Origin of the sequence: Streptomyces sp. NPDC005728 (genome assembly GCF_040630895.1) — a bacterium.
Taxonomy (GTDB): Bacteria; Actinomycetota; Actinomycetes; order Streptomycetales; family Streptomycetaceae; genus Streptomyces.
On record NZ_JBEXYL010000037.1, the window covers coordinates 29,461 to 44,917 of the forward strand.

A 15,457-nucleotide genomic window follows, 5' to 3' on the forward strand; every position below is an offset into this window, starting at 1 on the left:
CTCCCGCACCCACGCACTACTCTCAGGAGACTCTCGATGCGCAGAACGCGCTCTACGGCGGCGCTCGTCGCGGCCGCCGTGGTGGCCGGCGGCCTGGCTCTGGCGAGCCCCGCATACGCCGACCCCACCCCCGCCGGAACCTTCCGCCAGCTGGTCGGCGTGGGCTCCGACACCACGCAGGACGTGCTCAACGCCCTGGCCGGTGACACCGTCAACGGCAAGAGCTACACCGGGACAGCCGTGAAGTCGGCGACCGGTGCGGGCATCGCCTCCTACGACGCGATCGAGCCCGGCACCGGCTCCACCACCTCGCACATCACCACCCGCTCGGGCGGCCCGTCCTTCCTGCGCCCCAACGGCTCCGGCAAGGGCCGTCTGGCCCTGAGCCAGTCGCTGACCGGCGACAAGTACCCGGACTCCTCCGGCGTCTCCGTCAAGGGCCAGATCGACTTCGCCCGCTCCTCCAGCGGACCGTCCACCTCCGGCACCGCGTTCACCTACATCCCGTTCGCCCGGGACGCGGTCGGCGTCGCGGCGAAGGGCTCGGCGCTGGGCAGCCTGACCGTGGACCAGCTGCACGACATCTACTCCGGCTCGCTCACCTCGGTGGGCGGCCAGACCGTGCACCCGAAGATCCCGCAGAGCGGCTCGGGCACCCGCAAGTTCTTCCTGTCGGCGATCGGCCTGACCGACGCCACGATCTCCCCGAACATCCCGACGGTCCAGGAGAACCAGGCCGACGGCGCGCTGGCCGAGGACGGCGCGCTGGTGCCGTTCTCCGTGGGCAGCTGGATCGCCCAGAACAACGACGTCGCCCCCGACTACAGCAAGGACGCGGCGGCGGCCGGCGCCCACCTCGCGGCCGTGCAGCTGCCCGGCGACTCCGGCGCCACCAGCCCGGTGACGACGGTCAACGGCAAGCTCGCCCCGGTCAACGCCTACTACGAGAACGCCACCTTCGGCCGTGACGTCTACAACGTCGTGCCGTCCCGGGCGATCGACCCGCGCAGCATCTTCTTCGACAAGGACCTCTACGACGTCTTCGTGACCACCGGCAGCCACAGCGCCGCGCTGGCCTCGGACGCCGCCGAGGGTGTCATCGCCTCCTTCGGCTTCGTGAACGAGCCGTACAACGGCTCGATCAGCGTGGCCAAGCACGCCAAGCTGGGCGGCCTGGAGGAGTCGGGCATCGACACCTCGACGCCCTCCGCGCCGACCGGGCTGAAGGCCACGCCGGGCGACGCGAGCCTGAAGCTGTCCTGGACCGCCCCGGCGCCCACCGGTCTGCCGCTCACCGACTACCGGGTCACGCTGACCGGCTCGGACGGCGCCGTCGTGGCCGTCAAGGACGTTCCGGCGAGCAGCACCTCGTACACCTTCTCGGGCCTGGCCACCGGCAGCTACACCGCCTCGGTCGCCGGCGCCAACCTCAACGGCCAGGGCGCGGCCGCCACGTGGAGCGGCTCGGTCAGGTTCGCGAGCACCACCACGGCGACCGCCGCGACCACCGCGTACGGCAGGACCCCGAAGGTCCTCGTCACCGTCAAGGGCTCGCACGGCGTGGCCCCCACCGGCAAGGTCACGGTGAAGGAGGGCTCCACCGTCCTCGGCACCGGCACCGTGGACGGCTCCGGCAAGGTCACCATCGGCCTGTCGAACCACCTCAAGGTCGCCACACACACGCTGTCCGTCTCCTACGCGGGCACCTCCAAGCTCAACGCGTCCTCGACGACGACCACCCTGAAGATCACCAAGGCGACGGCGTCCGTCAGCTCCACCGCGCCCTCCTCCATCAGCCACACCGCCAGGGCCAAGGTCACGGTGAAGGTCACCGCGGCCGGCACCACCCCGGGCGGCACCGTGCGCGTCTACGAGGGCTCCAAGGTGCTCGCCACCGGCACGCTGAGCGGCGGCAAGGTGACCATCACCCTGCCGAAGCTGAGCCGCGGCAAGCACACGCTGCACGCCTTCTACGCGGGCTCCTCGACGGTGAACTCGAAGAGCGGCCCGAACTTCACCGTCAAGTCCACCTGACCCACCCGGCTGCCGGGGAGACCGGCCCCGTCTCCCCGGCAGCCCCCTACGACCACTGAAGGAGGCGGGCCGCCGTGACCGTCGCCGTACCGACCACGCTCGCACCGGCCGCACCGCGCAGCCGCGTCCGCGGCGTCACCGCCGTCCGCCACCTGGCCCGCGGCGGCCTGCTCAGCCTCGCCGCCCTGCTGCTCGGCATCACCGTCCAGCTGCTGCTGGTCAGCGGCGTCCAGCAGCACAGCGCACAGCACGCCGCGTTCGACGAGCTGCGCGAGCAGCTCGCCCTGGGCACCGCTCCGGTGTCCCAGACCGACCAGCAGGGCAAACTGATCGCGCCGGGCACCCCGGTCGCGCTCATCGACGTACCGGAGCTCGGTCTGAGCCAGGTGGTGCTGGAGGGCACCGACTCCGCCGTCCTGACGGACGGACCCGGTCACCGCCGGGACACCCCCCTGCCCGGGCAGGCCGGGACCAGCGTGCTGATGGGCCGGGCGGCCGCGTACGGCGGCCCGTTCGGGCAGCTGGCCGACCTCGCCGCGGGCGACACGTTCACCGTGACCACCGGTCAGGGCAAGGCCCGGTACCAGGTCACCGGTGTACGGCGGGCCGGCGACCCGGCGCCCACCGCCCTGGCCACGGGCAAGGGCCGGCTGGTGCTGATCACCGCGACCGGCCCGCACTTCATGCCGGGCGGCATCCTGCGCGTCGACGCCGACCTGGTCTCCGCCGCCTTCCAGACCCCGCCCGCCGTGATCCGCTCCGGCACGCTGCCCGGTTCCGAGGAGCCGTTGGCGCGCCCCTCCGGGCTGCCGTGGCCGCTGGTGATGTGGCTGCAGGCGCTGCTCCTGTCCGCGGTCGCCGCGGTGTGGGCGTGGCACCGCTGGGGCCGCCATCAGACGTGGATCGTCTTCGCGCCCGTCGTCGCGGTGCTGGGCCTCCAGGTCGCCACGCGCACCACCGAACTGCTCCCGAACCTGCTGTAACTCCTTCCGACCCGAGGTGCCCACCATGACGACCGACACCGCCGACACCGCCGTCCTGCCCGTCACGGCCGCAGCCTCCTTCGCCGCGCCCGCCACCCTGGAGGCCCGCTCGGTCTCGGCCTGGTTCGGCAGCCACCAGGTGCTCAGCCGGGTCTCGCTGACCATGCCCGCGGGCCGGGTGACCGCCCTGATCGGCCCGTCCGGCTGCGGCAAGTCGACCTTCCTGCGCACCCTCAACCGCATGCACGAGCTGATCCCGAGCGCGGCCTTCGGCGGCGAGGTGCTCTTCGAGGGCGAGGACATCTACGCCCCCGAGCGCCGGCTGACCGACGCCCGCCGCCGGATCGGCATGGTCTTCCAGAAGCCCAACCCGTTCCCCGCGATGTCGATCTACGACAACGTGGTGGCGGGCCTGAAGCTGACGGGCACGCGGGTGGGCCGGCGCGAGAAGGACGAGCTGGTGGAGGAGTCGCTGACCCGGGCAGGTCTGTGGAAGGAGGTCCGGGACCGGCTCCGGCAGCCCGGCGGCGCGCTCTCCGGCGGCCAGCAGCAGCGCCTGTGCATCGCCCGCGCGCTGGCCGTACGCCCCCGCGTCCTGCTCATGGACGAGCCGTGCTCGGCGCTCGACCCGACCTCCACCCGCCGGGTCGAGGAGACCATCCACGAACTCGTGGGTGAGGTGACGGTCGTGATCGTCACCCACAACATGCAGCAGGCGGCCCGCGTCTCCGACCAGTGCGCCTTCTTCCTCGCCGAGCAGGGCACTCCCGGCGGGATCGTCGAGCACGGCCTGACCGAGCAGATGTTCAACGCTCCCGAGGACCAGCGGACGGCGGACTACGTGGCGGGCCGCTTCGGCTGAGCGGTGCGGCTAGCAGTACGGCGGCTGGTTGGTGAGCGAGGCCGCCACCCGCATCCACACCCCGAACAGCCGGTACAGGAACGGAAGATCGCCGCTCGCCCGGACCGTCCGGCTGTCGTCGGCGGTGACCCCGGGGATGCCGAGCAGCGTCGACGCGACCGAGGCGGACTGCCAGCGCACGGCGAGGGTCGCCTCGGCGGCCGCCGGGCGCACCGGCGCCTGGGCGAGCGCCCGCGCGACCCCTTCCTCGATGGCCTCGCGCGCCTCGTCCGCCGGACGCAGCCTGGCCGCGAACCGGTCGTGGGCGTACTTCACGGGGACGGTGACGACCGACGCGTCCCATGCCGTCATCTCCGTGCACGCGGCGTCGTCACCCGTGAGGGCCATCACGGGGACGCCCAGGGCCGCCGCGGTGGCGTGGGCGAGGCCGATCTCCCCGACGGGGCGGCCGTCCAGCCAGATGTCCTCGATCTCGTGGCCCATGAAGCTGTGGCTGAGCACGCCCAGGGCGCCGGCCCGGGAGTGGTAGCCGACGCACAGTGCCGCGTCGTACCCGGCGGTGAGCCCCTCCAGCATGCCCATCTGCTTCGGCTTGCCGCGCACCAGGCGGGCGGCCGGGTGCAGTGCCTCGGGCAGCAGGTTGCGCATCGGGCCGTGGGCGTCGTTCACCAGGATGTCCGTGGCGCCGGCCGCCAGCGCGCCTCGTACGGCCGCGTTCACGTCCTCGGCCATCATGGAGCGGCCCCGCTCGTAGTCCCGCCCGCCGGGCTGGACGTCGTCGGCGTCGACGAGTCCGGTGATGCCTTCCATGTCCACGCTGATGTAGATCCGCACGGCACCGACCCTAACCCGACCCTACGTAATGTAGGTTCCCAACCGCCAACGGCCACACATCTGTTCATCGGGGGACACCATGCAGGACACTGAAATGGAGCCGAGCCCATCGGCGGAGGACGGTGTGCGCGGCCTCGCCCCGACGCTGACCGTGCTGGTCGTCAGCCTCGTCGTCGCCGCCGTCGGCGTGTACGAGCTGTGCGGATTCGGCCTGCACAGCCTCGACCGGCGCCCGCACCTGTTCAGCGACGGCCTCGCGACCGGCGGGGTGATCGTCGCCGTGGTGGCGGCCGGGGCGGCGGTGGGCAACCTGGCCTGGACGCTGGCGGCGGCCCGGCGCGGCACCGAGGGCTCGGGATGAGAACCTGTGCACCGGGTGTGTGCACATCCGTATGCGCATCACCCTACTAGCTGTAGGGTCAGCGTTGCCCCGTCCCCCTCCCCCAAGGTGCCCGTCACCATGCCCGCACGACAGTCGACCCTGATCTCCCCACAGGTTCCCGCTCAGCGCAACCCGCGCCCCCGCCCCCGCATCCCCTTCCTGCCCGCCGGCGACGACCGGCTGCGGAAGCGGGCGGCGGCGGCCACCGTCTGGTACCTGCGCCTGCAGGCTGTGCTCAACATCGCCGCGGTCGTCTCGCTGCCGTTCCGCGAGGAGGTGCACGAGCACAACGCGGGCGCGTTCTTCACGCCGTACCTGGCCACCGCCGGCCTGGTCTCGGCGGCCCTCGCCCTCTTCCTCGCGGTCGTGATGCGCCGCCGCAAACGCGCCGCCTGGGTCTTCAATCTCCTCCTGGCCGGCCCGCTCTTCTGCCTCTACCTCCTCGCCCTCACCCGCGACCCCTACCGCGAGCACCTCTTCAACTGGCTCTCCGCCGCCCTGACCGGCCTGTTCGTGGCCGCCCTGCTGCTCGGCCGGCGCGAGTTCGAGGCGATCGGCGACCGCTCCAACCCGCGTCTCGCCCTCGCCGTCGGCACGGGCGGCGCACTGGTCAGCGGCGCCCTCGGCACCCTTCTGGTGCACGCGACCAACAAGCTCCCCGGCGCCACCCTCAAGGACGAGATCGCCTACACCCTGCTGCGCGGCATCAGCGTCGGCCCGCTCGCCGACCGTGTCGCCGCCGTCGACGCGCCCCGCTGGGCGGACGTGATCATCAACAGCCTGATCGCGGCGACCTTCCTCCTGGTCCTCTACGCCTGCTTCCGCGCCCCGCGCGGCGCCTGCCTGCTGGCCGAGGAGGACGAGCAGAAGCTCCACTGCCTCCTCGCCAGGCACGGCGAACGCGACTCCCTCGGCTACTTCGCCCTGCGCCGCGACAAGGCCGTCATGTTCTCCCCCAGCGGCAAGGCGGCCGTCACCTACCGCGTCGTCGGCGGCGTCAGCCTGGCCTCCGGCGACCCCATCGGCGACCCCGAGGCCTGGCCCGGCGCCATCGACGCCTGGCTGGCCGAGGCCCGCCGCCACGCCTGGACCCCGGCCGTGATGGGCGCGAGCGAGGAGGCGGGCACGATCTACGCCCGCCACGGCCTGGACGCCCTCGAACTCGGGGACGAGGCGATCGTCGACCTCGCCGACTTCACCCTCGAAGGCCGCGCCATGCGCGTGGTCCGCCAGGCCCACAACCGCGTCCGCCGGGCCGGCTACACGGTCCGCATCCGCCGCCACGAGGACATCCCCGACGAGGAGATGGCCCACCTCGTCGACCGCGCCGACCACTGGCGCGACGGCGCCACCGAGCGCGGCTTCTCCATGGCCCTCGGCCGCCTCGGCGACCCCGGCGACGGCCGCTGCGTGATGCTGGAGTGCCGGGACGCCGACGACGTCCCCCGGGCCCTCCTCAGCTTCGTCCCCTGGGGCGAGCACGGCCTCTCCCTGGACCTGATGCGCCGCGACCGCGCCTGCGAGAACGGCCTGATGGAGTACATGGTCGTGGAACTCCTGCTGCGGGCCGGCGAACTGGACGTCCGCCGGGTGTCCCTGAACTTCGCCATGTTCCGCTCGGTCTTCGAACGCGGCTCCCGCCTCGGCGCCGGCCCGGTCCTGCGCCTGTGGCGCTCGATCCTCACCTTCTTCTCACGCTGGTGGCAGATCGAGTCCCTCTACCGCGCCAACGCCAAGTACCGCCCGGTCTGGGAGCCACGCTTCCTGCTCTTCGCGAAGAGCAGCGACATCCCGAGGATCGGGCTGGCGAGCGCCCGGGCGGAGGGGTTTCTCACGTTGCCGGGGCTGAGTCGTCGGTCGTAGCGGCCTGGTCGTCCTCGCCCTCGGAGGCCATGACGAGGCCGGGGACGTAGGGGAGGGCGGCCCGCACTGCTTCGGCCACTCGGGGGAGATCCACGTCGAGACGGGTGAGGCGGGGGAGGAGGTCTTCGAGCGGCAGCGCGGCATGGCGGGCGATGGCCAGGAAGTCCTCGATCGGGTCGCCCAGCGCGAGCGGCAGTTCCGTACGTTGCTGCCCGAAGACGTCCCGGCACAGGCTCAGATCGGTCTCGTCCAGGCCCTCGAGTGCGTGCGCGGGAACCTCCAGCCCGAACTCGACCAGGCGGCCGATGACATCCTCCTGCGACATCAGGAGCGCGGGCGGGGCGGTGACCAGGTGGAACAGCGGCACCGGTCGGCTCCAGTCGAGATAGGCGCCGTTCGTCCTGAGACTGACCAGCTCGCTGTCGTACCTGCTCGGACTCGCCGGTGCGGTGGCATGCGCGGTGCGCACGCCGTAGCGGTGCAGGCAGTCGATGACGGCCTGCGGGGACACCCGCGTGCGTTCGGCCGCCTCAAGCGTCGCGAGCATGGGGATCGTCAGGGCGGTCAGATCATCTGCGCCCGACGGCAGGGCGCTGTAGACCGCCCCGAGGATCTCCCGGTCGTCCGGCCCCAAACGGTCGGGAAGACCTGTGTCCTGCGGCTTCAACCCGTATGCGCGCATCCGTTCGGCCACCGCCTTCGGCGGCAGCCCGCTGTCCGCCGCACGGTCGACCAGCGCCACCAGGGAAACTTCGGCTCCGGCCTCGTGCGTGTACGGGACATGCTCGCGGAGGCCCAGGAACACCACGTCCGTGTCCGCGACTTGCTCGGGCAGGCTGCCGGTGGAGAAGCCCAGCTCTTCCACACGGCGTGCGATGTCGTGCAGCGGAACGCCCGATCGGAGGGATGCAAGGGCAAGGAAGCCGGGAGGTACGTCCACCCTGACGTCGAGGCGCCACATCACCGAGTCCGGCCAGCCCCACTCGTCGCTCAGCCGCAGCAGCTCCCGTGCCGACCGCTCGTCCAGTGATCCCGTCTCGGGGCGCAGCCCGTAGTCCCTCAGTCGCCCGACGACCTCCTCCAGGGAACGGTCCAGCTCACGCATGGCCCACAGCACCTGTCCCGCGGGGACCGGTTCGGAGGGGGTGAGCCAGGGAGGCGAGCCGTCCAGGCTGTCGCTGAGCAGGCGCACCACCCAGTCCTCGGGCGATTCCGTCCGTATCTCCGTCTCGGCCGTGGAGAAGCCCAACTCCTTCATGCGGCCTGCCGCCTCGTCGACACCGACGTTCAGCATCAGGTGCGCCTTGACGAAGTGCCCCGGCGGCAACAGGGGTGCGACGCGGAGCCAGCGGTGTCCGCTGAAGCTCTCGTCGACTCCGCGAAGATCCCGGTCCAGCAACGCGACCATGGTGGCGTCGACGGCGACCGCCGGGCCGTCGGGTCGCGCCGGAACGGGCAGGCGAAGCCGGTCCATGCGGGCCAAGGCCTCGTCGTACGACACCCCGCAGGCGCCGGCTACCGAGAGAACGTGTCCCGGACGTACGGGCTCCCCGTCCTCCGCAGGATCGATCCAATCCCGTGAGGAGGTCCTCCCGGAGTCCGTGGAACGCATCAGTACGTCCGACGGTCTCGCCGGCAGCACCGCCCGGACCAGGGACAACTCCGGAACGACGCCGGCGAGTGCCGTCAGTTCGGCGTTCGGACGGTGAGCGAGCAGCCGCCACAGCAACGTGGCGTCGTCCGTGTTCAGGCCGGCGACGTAGGCGGCAGGCGACCACTGCTCGCCCCTGTCGGCCTCGTGGACCAGGGTGACGTCGGGCGGAAAGAACCCCACCGTCGCCACCGGCGCAGGATGCCCGTGCAATTCCAGGACCACGCCGGCCTCTCCTGCTGCCTTCGTCACGATGTCCGCGAGCCGGGGGCTGTGCCGGGCCACCTCGGCCAGCCACTCACCCGTCAGCAGGGGCGGACCGGCGGCGAACAGAGCCGGCAGGGCAGCCGTGATCAACTGCTCGACCACCATGCCCACATCCGGGTCCAGGATCTGCGTACGGTCCACCGACAGGTCCTTGGGCCGGCTCTCCCCCGTCAGGTTCACCACGACTCCCCACAGCCGACCGGGCTCCCCCGGCCCGGCCAGCACCCCACGCCGCACCCGGGGCTCGATGAAGATGCCGTCGGCGAGGAGACCGCCCCCGTGCTCGCACCAGACCACCTGACCGTCGACGCGCCGGCCGCCCTCGGGCCAGGAGACCGTGCGCCCGTGGGCGACGAAGCCGTCGGACCGGCCCCCCGTGGCCTCGCGCGCCCGGAGCACACCGGGCCGCCACGTCGCCGAATCCTCGGACCCGCGCATGGCCGCCTTCGTCTCGAAATCCGCGATGCCCAGCAGCCGACGCAGCTCCCGCACGCAGGAGGGCGCCCGGTCGCCGTCCCGCAGGTACAGGCGGACCGTGGTGCCCACCTTCCCCGGCTCCCCGGTGCGTCGGACCCGGAAGTAGTGCCCCGGCCCGGTGATCAGCACCGTCAGCTGCTCCGGCCGTGCCTCACCCGCGTTCAACGGACAGGTCGTGACGCGGATCTCGTCCGCGAGCATGAAATAGCTGAGCACGCCGATGCCGAACCTGCTGTTGGGGTGGACGGTGATCCCGTCGCCCTCCCAGCGCCGTGCCTGCTCCTGGAAGCGGGAATGATCGCGGAACCGGACCCCGGCCCGGGAGAAGACGTCGGCCAGCACGATCTCGTCCATGCCGATGCCGTTGTCCTCGCATTCGAGGTAGTACCGGTGCTCGTCCGGGTCGTACCCCTGCCGGAACGTGATCTCGCCCTGGAACGTGTCCCGTCCGTCCTGCTTGAGCTGGAACGCACGGCGGTACCGGCAGGCGTCCAGCGCGTTCTGGTACAGCTCCCGGATGGCCAGACTGCGGTCGCGGTAGAGGTTCTCCCCCATGAGGAGTTCCTGGATCCGCTCCTCGTCCAGCCGGAACCGGATCACCTCACCGGCCTGCCTGGGCGCTCCCTCTTCGTCCACCTCGCGCACCCCGTCGGCGTGCGCGTACACGGGCAGAGCGCCGATCTCCTCGGTCGGCCTCGTGCGGCGCGCCTCGCGCAGCAGGGCGTCCAGATGCCGGGCGTGTTCGGTCAGCGCGGCCACGGCGGCGGGGTGATCACAGTCGGCGTTCAGGGCCAGGGTGTCGCCGACCGGGTTCCATTTGGCCTTGTTCAGCCTCCTCAGCAGCTGCTTCGGGTCGAGCGGTTCCGGAATGCCGACGTGCTTGACGACGGCCGACGGCAGGTCCGTCACCTCGATCGCCATGGCGTGCGCGATCGCGAACAGGGGACCCACCAGAGGTTCCCGGACCAGCTGCGCGTCACGTCCGTCGAAGTCCACGGCGAACGGGGTCTCCTGCAGCAGTCCTTCCGGCCTTCCGGCGAACAGCTTGCGCGGTCCGACGTGCGCGCAGGAGAGCAGCCTGGACAGCAACGGCTGGTCCAGCACCGTGCCCATCTCGGTCGCGCCCAGGTCCAGGGCGTCCAGCATGTCATCGAGCTGTCCAGGCCGTCCCACCTGCTGCTTCACCCACTGGTGGAACAGCCACCAACCGACCTCCGAGCGCCCGTCACGCCGGTCCGGCAGTTCGCCTCCGCGTCGCGCCTGGCGGAGGAGCCGCTTGTGGTTGCGCAGCAGGCGGTTGTAGCTCTCACGCTCCGGACCGCCCCGCATCCGCTCGTCCAGGTTCGTCGGATCGACGTGGCGGAGCGCGGCTACCGTCCAGGCGTTTCGTACCTGATACAGGAACGGGAGAAGCGAGATCAGGGATGCCTCGGCCGCCGCCAAGGTCCGTGTTCCCAGACGGGAGTTGATGTCCGCCAGCCGGTAGTTGACCCAACGGGTGGTGCGCCGGGCCAGATCGGGGTCGTACCAGGGGTCCTCGGCGCATAAGTTCCGCTTCTCGTCGTACAGTTCCGCGAGTCGGCCCGCGATCTGGCCGGTCTGCTCCTTGAGTGCGCCGGCTCGGTCCTCCGCCCCCCGTACGACGAGCTTCCAGGCCTCCGACTGCTCCACGGCGCTGAGCCAGTCCTGCCGGGAGGCGGTAGGGACGGGTGGCGGCGACACGGTTCGAGCGTCGTCCCCGGCTCGGCTTGTGCGACGCTTCCGCGCCTCCTCCAGAAGGCGGTTCCAGTCGTCGGGCCCGGGGAAGTGCAGCCGGTCCCGGCTCCGCGCCCGTGCCAGGGACTCCAACGTGGCCAGGAACGCATGCCGTTTCCCCGTATCACGGGGGAAGAACCTGCACGCGCGCCAGTCGTCGATCGTCTGGGGAGCAACACTCAGCCCGTGCTTCTTCTCGATCTCCCGGCTCAGCCTGTTCGAGGTGGGTTCTCCGGCTGCCGTGAGCAGCCTCTTCAGATGCTCCTCGTACCGCAGCGGTTCCACCATCGCGCTCGTCCCCCTCCGTGCTCACCGCTCGGACCGACCCAGCACCCGACTCGTACGACTCGTACGACTCGCGAAGTCGCACACTACTGCTTTGACCTGCGACATCACCCGCAAACGGGCAGATCCGTCCGGCCCTGGGCCGGGGCACCTCGGGCATGGTCGTCGGCGTCGCCCCGTACGCCGAAAGGACCCCCGATGGACCCCCTCCTCCTCGCCGCCCTCTGCGGCGTCCTCACCCTCCTGATCGTGGCCTTCGCCGCGGTCCTGATCGTCCGGTCCGCGCTCGGCGGAGCCGACTCGAAGGACCGCGCGTCGATCCTGGGCGGCGTCGCCGACGTCGTACGAGCCCTGCGGGGCAAGCGGTGAACCGTCCCGGCCCGGCTCACCTCACCCCGACGGTCCGCATCACCGTGACCGCCAACGCCCTTGCCACCTCGACCACTTCACGCAACGACACGCACTCCTGCGCGCTGTGGGCGACCCGCACATCCCCCGGCCCGTACTGCAAGGTCGGTATCCCCGCCCCGGCGTACAACCGCAGGTCGCTCCCGTACGGTGCCCCCCGCTCCCGCGGCCGCGCACCACCCCGCACATCGGCCACGGCATCCGCCACGACCTCCCGCAGCGGATGCCCGTCCGCCAGCCGTCCGCTCGCAAACTGCCCACCCGGCCAGGTGACCTGCACCGGGTGGTCCCGCAACCAGGCATCGCCGGCGCAGACCTCGGCCACACACCGCTCGAACTCCGCGCGGGCGGCGGCCGGTTCCTCGTCCAGGCGCACCCCGAGCCGCCCCTCCGCGACGAGCAGATCGGGCACGCTGCTGGCCCAGTCACCGGCGCGCAGGGTGCCGACGGAGAGGGCGTACGGGATCGGGTGCTCGGCCATGAGCGGCGAGGGATCCCGGTTCCGCGCGGTCTCCAGGGCGGCCAACGCCCGGTGCAGGGGCACATACGCGTCGACGGCGCTGACGCCGGCGTCCCGCGAGCTGGCGTGGGCCGCCTTGCCGGGCACGGTGAGGCGGAAGGTGAGGGCTCCCGCGTTGGCGGTGATGAGCGTCCCCGCCGTGGGCTCCGTGATCACACAGGCGTCCCCGGTGTGCCCGCGCCGCAAGGTCCCGAAGGCGCCGAGCCCGCCGTCCTCCTCCCCGACGACGAAGTGCACGGCGACGCGCCCTCGCAGCCGGACGCCGGACGCCCTGACGGCCGCGAGCGCCGCCAGATGCGCGACGAGCCCCGCCTTCATGTCACAGGCCCCGCGCCCGAACACGACATCGCCCCCGACCACCCGCGGCACGAACGGATCCCCGTCCCAGGCACCCGGATCCCCGGGCGGTACGACGTCCGCATGCCCCTGAAGGACGAGGGTGGGCCCATCGCCCCCGTGGGCCGTGTACCCGACCAGCCCCCACGCCTCGTCCCGGGCGGCCTCCGCCCCGGGAAACCCCGGGTCGGCGCGCAGCTCGGCCAGATCCATGGACCACAGATCGACCTCGAGCCCGAGCCGCTCCAGCCACCCGGCGAGCAGATGCTGGATCTCCGACTCGGCCGGACTCCCGGTCACGCTGGGAATCGAGATCAACTCCAGCAGCATCCGCGCGACCTCGGCCTCGTCGATCTGTGCGAGGGCGGCGGCCTCGTGGTCGGTGAGCATGCGGACTCCCTCCTTCGGTGCACTTCCGGTCCGATCATGACCGGCACCACACACCGAGTACAGGGCCCGGACGCTTCACAAGCCGCCGACGACGAGCACCCCTACGGGGCCATCCGCACCCGGCTACGCATGCCGCGCGGGTGGTGCGGGTGGGGACGCCGCCGCCGAAGGTGACACCGTGAACCCGATGACCGCCCCGCCCCCTTCCCTCCGCATCGCGAACGGCGCCCCGCCGTGCGCCATGGCGACCTCACGGACGATGGACAGCCCGAGCCCCGACCCCGGCTGGGATCTCGCGTCGGCAGCCCGGTAGAAGCGGTCGAAGATGCGGATCAGGTCGCCCTCGGCGATGCCCGGCCCCCGGTCGAGGACCTCGACCCGGACGGTGCCCGGCCGCGCGGGCCCGGTGATGTTGATCTCGATGGGCGCCGTACCGTCGCGGTCGAACTTCGCCGCGTTCTCGACCAGGTTGGACAGGGCCCGCTGAAGCATCCCGGGCCGCCCGTCGGCGCGCGTGTCGCCGCTGGTGCGCAGCACGATCTCCCGGCCCGTACGACGCTTGGCCAGCCCCATCACGTCCTCGGCGATGTCGGCGAGGTCCACCCGTTGCGGCGGCTCGGCGTCGGACTGCCCGGCGGCGAGGTCGACCAGCTCGTTGACCAGGTCGGTCAGCTCGCGGGCCTCCTGGCCGAGGTCGGCGACGAGTTCCTCCCGGGTCGCCGGCGGAAGCTCGTCGATCCGGCGCAGCAGCGAGATGTTCGTACGCAGCGACGTCAGCGGCGTCCGCAGCTCGTGCCCGGCGTCCTGGACCAGCCGCCGCTGGTCCTCCTCCGACTGGGCGAGCCGGCCCAGCATCCGGTCGAAGGCGCGGCCGAGCCGGCCCACCTCGTCCAGGCCGGCGACGGGCACCTCGATGCCCAGTTGCCGGGTGCGGGCCACGTCCTCGGCGGCGGAGGTGAGGATCACCAGGCGGCGGGTGATCCGGCGGGCCAGCCACCAGCCGAACAGCCCCGCGGCGACGACGACCGCCGCCATCAGGATCAGCGTCCGCTGCTGGAGCGCCCGCAGCAGGTCCTCGGTGTCGCTGAACTCCTGGGCGACCTGCACGGCGCCCTTCCCGCGGCCGAGCGAGACGGTGGCGATGCGGAACAGGTCCTCGCCGACCCTGACGTCCTTGTGCTGGACCACCTTGCCGGCCGCCTGCGCGCCGGCCATGGTCGTGTCCCCGGCGGTGACGGGCAGCACCGGGCTGCCGTGGTCGACGATCTGCCCCTGCGCGCCGAGCACCTGCACATCGGTGCGGGCCGGCCGGACCAGATCGTGTCCGGGGCGGGAGGAGGAGAAGTCCTCGGGGACCATCGCGTGTTGCCGTACCTCGTCCTGCACGTCCTGCACGACCTGCGTGAACACCGACTGCTGGTCGACCCGGACCAGACGGGCGGCGGAGCTGTACGACAGGATGCCGACGAGGATGGTCACGGCCGCGGTGACGGCCGCGAAGGACACCGCGAAGGTGGTGCGCAGCGACACGAGCTTGGGCCGGGGCCCGGCCGGCAGCCGCCAGCGGCGGCTCACTAGTCCTCCCGCAGCACGTAACCCACGCCCCGCACGGTGTGGATGAGCTGGGGGGCGCCGGGCTCGTCCAGCTTGCGGCGCAGGTAGCCGACGTACACGGCGAGGTTCTTGGAGCCGGGGCCGAAGTCGTAGCCCCAGATGCGGTCGTAGATCGTCGCATGGTCGAGGACGATGCCCGTGTTGCGCGCCAGGAGTTCCAGCAGCTCGAACTCGGTGCGGGTCAGTTCCAGCTCGCGCCCGCCGCGCCAGGCCCGGCGGGCCTGGAGGTCCATACGGACCCCGGCGGCCTCCACCTGCCGGTCGGAGACCTGCACCTCCCGTGCGCTCTCGCCCCCGGAAGCACCGGATCCGCCGCCGGCGGGCACCGGGCTGGTTCGGCGCAGCAGTGCCCGCAGTCGCGCGAAGACCTCTTCCACGTCGAACGGCTTGACCACGTAGTCGTCGGCGCCGGCGTCCAGGCCCGCGATCCGGTCGGCGGTCTCCACCAGCGCGGTGAGCATGAGGATCGGGGTGCGGTCGCCCTCGGCCCGCAGCACCCGGCAGACCTGGAGTCCGTCGATGCCCGGCATCATCACGTCGAGCACGAGCACGTCCGGCGGGGTCCGGTGCGCCTGCGCCAGGGCTTCGACTCCGTCGGCGACCGCCGTCACCGCGTACCCCTCGAGGGTCAAGGCACGCTCCAGGGCGTGGCGGATGGCACGGTCGTCTTCGGCGAGCAGCACAGTCTGGGGCACGTCACCAGTCTGCCAAGGCCTCCGGCGGTTCGGCCGGGACGAGCAGGCCTACGATCACCCTTTTTACCCGCCTCTCACCCTCGCACGGGCAACCGGGGACA

Annotated in this window: 11 protein-coding genes; 6 read left to right on the forward strand and 5 right to left on the reverse strand. The window is 72.0% G+C overall.

The window, feature by feature from the left end:
• The first annotated feature begins 36 nt into the window (after positions 1 to 36).
• The 3 genes from ABZ471_RS24490 to pstB all read left to right on the forward strand — a co-directional run bounded on the left by ABZ471_RS24490 (position 37) and on the right by pstB (position 3,879).
• A complete protein-coding gene (locus ABZ471_RS24490; protein WP_359068966.1) occupies positions 37 to 2,034 on the forward strand; it encodes an Ig-like domain repeat protein in 1,998 nt (665 codons plus the stop codon).
• A gap of 74 nt (positions 2,035 to 2,108) precedes the next feature.
• Entirely contained in the window at positions 2,109 to 3,017 is a 909-nt protein-coding gene (locus ABZ471_RS24495) for a sortase (RefSeq protein WP_359068967.1), read from the forward strand.
• Between the two features lie 25 nt (positions 3,018 to 3,042).
• The gene (gene pstB / locus ABZ471_RS24500; RefSeq protein ID WP_359068968.1) at positions 3,043 to 3,879 is read left to right on the forward strand and encodes a phosphate ABC transporter ATP-binding protein PstB; all 837 of its coding nucleotides are present in this window, start codon (positions 3,043 to 3,045) and stop codon (positions 3,877 to 3,879) included.
• Between the two features lie 9 nt (positions 3,880 to 3,888).
• On the opposite strand, the gene ABZ471_RS24505 is transcribed toward pstB, so the two are convergent.
• Entirely contained in the window at positions 3,889 to 4,713 is an 825-nt protein-coding gene (locus tag ABZ471_RS24505; RefSeq protein ID WP_359068970.1) for a M55 family metallopeptidase, read from the reverse strand.
• 79 nt (positions 4,714 to 4,792) lie between these two features.
• On the opposite strand from ABZ471_RS24505, the gene ABZ471_RS24510 reads away from it, so the two are divergent.
• Both ABZ471_RS24510 and ABZ471_RS24515 read left to right on the forward strand, forming a co-directional pair.
• Complete coding sequence (locus ABZ471_RS24510; RefSeq protein ID WP_359068971.1) at positions 4,793 to 5,074, forward strand: hypothetical protein; 282 nt, start codon at positions 4,793 to 4,795, stop codon at positions 5,072 to 5,074.
• Positions 5,075 to 5,173: 99 nt separating this feature from the next.
• The gene (locus tag ABZ471_RS24515; RefSeq protein WP_359068972.1) at positions 5,174 to 6,958 is read left to right on the forward strand and encodes a phosphatidylglycerol lysyltransferase domain-containing protein; all 1,785 of its coding nucleotides are present in this window, start codon (positions 5,174 to 5,176) and stop codon (positions 6,956 to 6,958) included.
• Here ABZ471_RS24515 and ABZ471_RS24520 read toward each other — a convergent pair.
• Complete coding sequence (locus ABZ471_RS24520) at positions 6,927 to 11,396, reverse strand: hypothetical protein (RefSeq protein WP_359068973.1); 4,470 nt, start codon at positions 11,394 to 11,396, stop codon at positions 6,927 to 6,929. The two genes, ABZ471_RS24515 and ABZ471_RS24520, sit on opposite strands and share 32 nt — an antisense overlap.
• Before the next feature lie 195 nt (positions 11,397 to 11,591).
• On the opposite strand from ABZ471_RS24520, the gene ABZ471_RS24525 reads away from it, so the two are divergent.
• Entirely contained in the window at positions 11,592 to 11,762 is a 171-nt protein-coding gene (locus ABZ471_RS24525) for a hypothetical protein (RefSeq protein WP_359068974.1), read from the forward strand.
• Positions 11,763 to 11,778: 16 nt separating this feature from the next.
• Here the strand turns inward: ABZ471_RS24525 and ABZ471_RS24530 are convergent, their stop codons facing one another.
• The 3 genes from ABZ471_RS24530 to ABZ471_RS24540 form a co-directional block, all read right to left on the reverse strand.
• On the reverse strand, positions 11,779 to 13,047 hold the full coding sequence (locus ABZ471_RS24530; protein WP_359068976.1) for an ArgE/DapE family deacylase: 1,269 nt from the start codon (positions 13,045 to 13,047) through the stop codon (positions 11,779 to 11,781).
• Positions 13,048 to 13,170: 123 nt separating this feature from the next.
• Complete coding sequence (locus ABZ471_RS24535; protein WP_359068978.1) at positions 13,171 to 14,622, reverse strand: HAMP domain-containing sensor histidine kinase; 1,452 nt, start codon at positions 14,620 to 14,622, stop codon at positions 13,171 to 13,173.
• Positions 14,622 to 15,356, reverse strand: coding sequence for a response regulator transcription factor (locus ABZ471_RS24540; protein ID WP_359068980.1), 735 nt, complete (start codon positions 15,354 to 15,356; stop codon positions 14,622 to 14,624). Before ABZ471_RS24540 ends, ABZ471_RS24535 begins: the two co-directional genes overlap by 1 nt.
• Positions 15,357 to 15,457 lie beyond the last annotated feature (101 nt).

Bases quoted from the DNA above. Each gene is read 5' to 3' on its own strand.
- ABZ471_RS24490 (WP_359068966.1), top strand. From the start codon at position 37: ATGCGCAGAACGCGCTCTACGGCGGCGCTCGTCGCGGCCGCCGTGGTG.
- pstB (WP_359068968.1), top strand. From the start codon at position 3,043: ATGACGACCGACACCGCCGACACCGCCGTCCTGCCCGTCACGGCCGCA.
- ABZ471_RS24510 (WP_359068971.1), top strand. From the start codon at position 4,793: ATGCAGGACACTGAAATGGAGCCGAGCCCATCGGCGGAGGACGGTGTG.
- ABZ471_RS24515 (WP_359068972.1), top strand. From the start codon at position 5,174: ATGCCCGCACGACAGTCGACCCTGATCTCCCCACAGGTTCCCGCTCAG.
- ABZ471_RS24520 (WP_359068973.1), bottom strand. From the start codon at position 11,396: ATGGTGGAACCGCTGCGGTACGAGGAGCATCTGAAGAGGCTGCTCACG.
- ABZ471_RS24525 (WP_359068974.1), top strand. From the start codon at position 11,592: ATGGACCCCCTCCTCCTCGCCGCCCTCTGCGGCGTCCTCACCCTCCTG.
- ABZ471_RS24530 (WP_359068976.1), bottom strand. From the start codon at position 13,047: ATGCTCACCGACCACGAGGCCGCCGCCCTCGCACAGATCGACGAGGCC.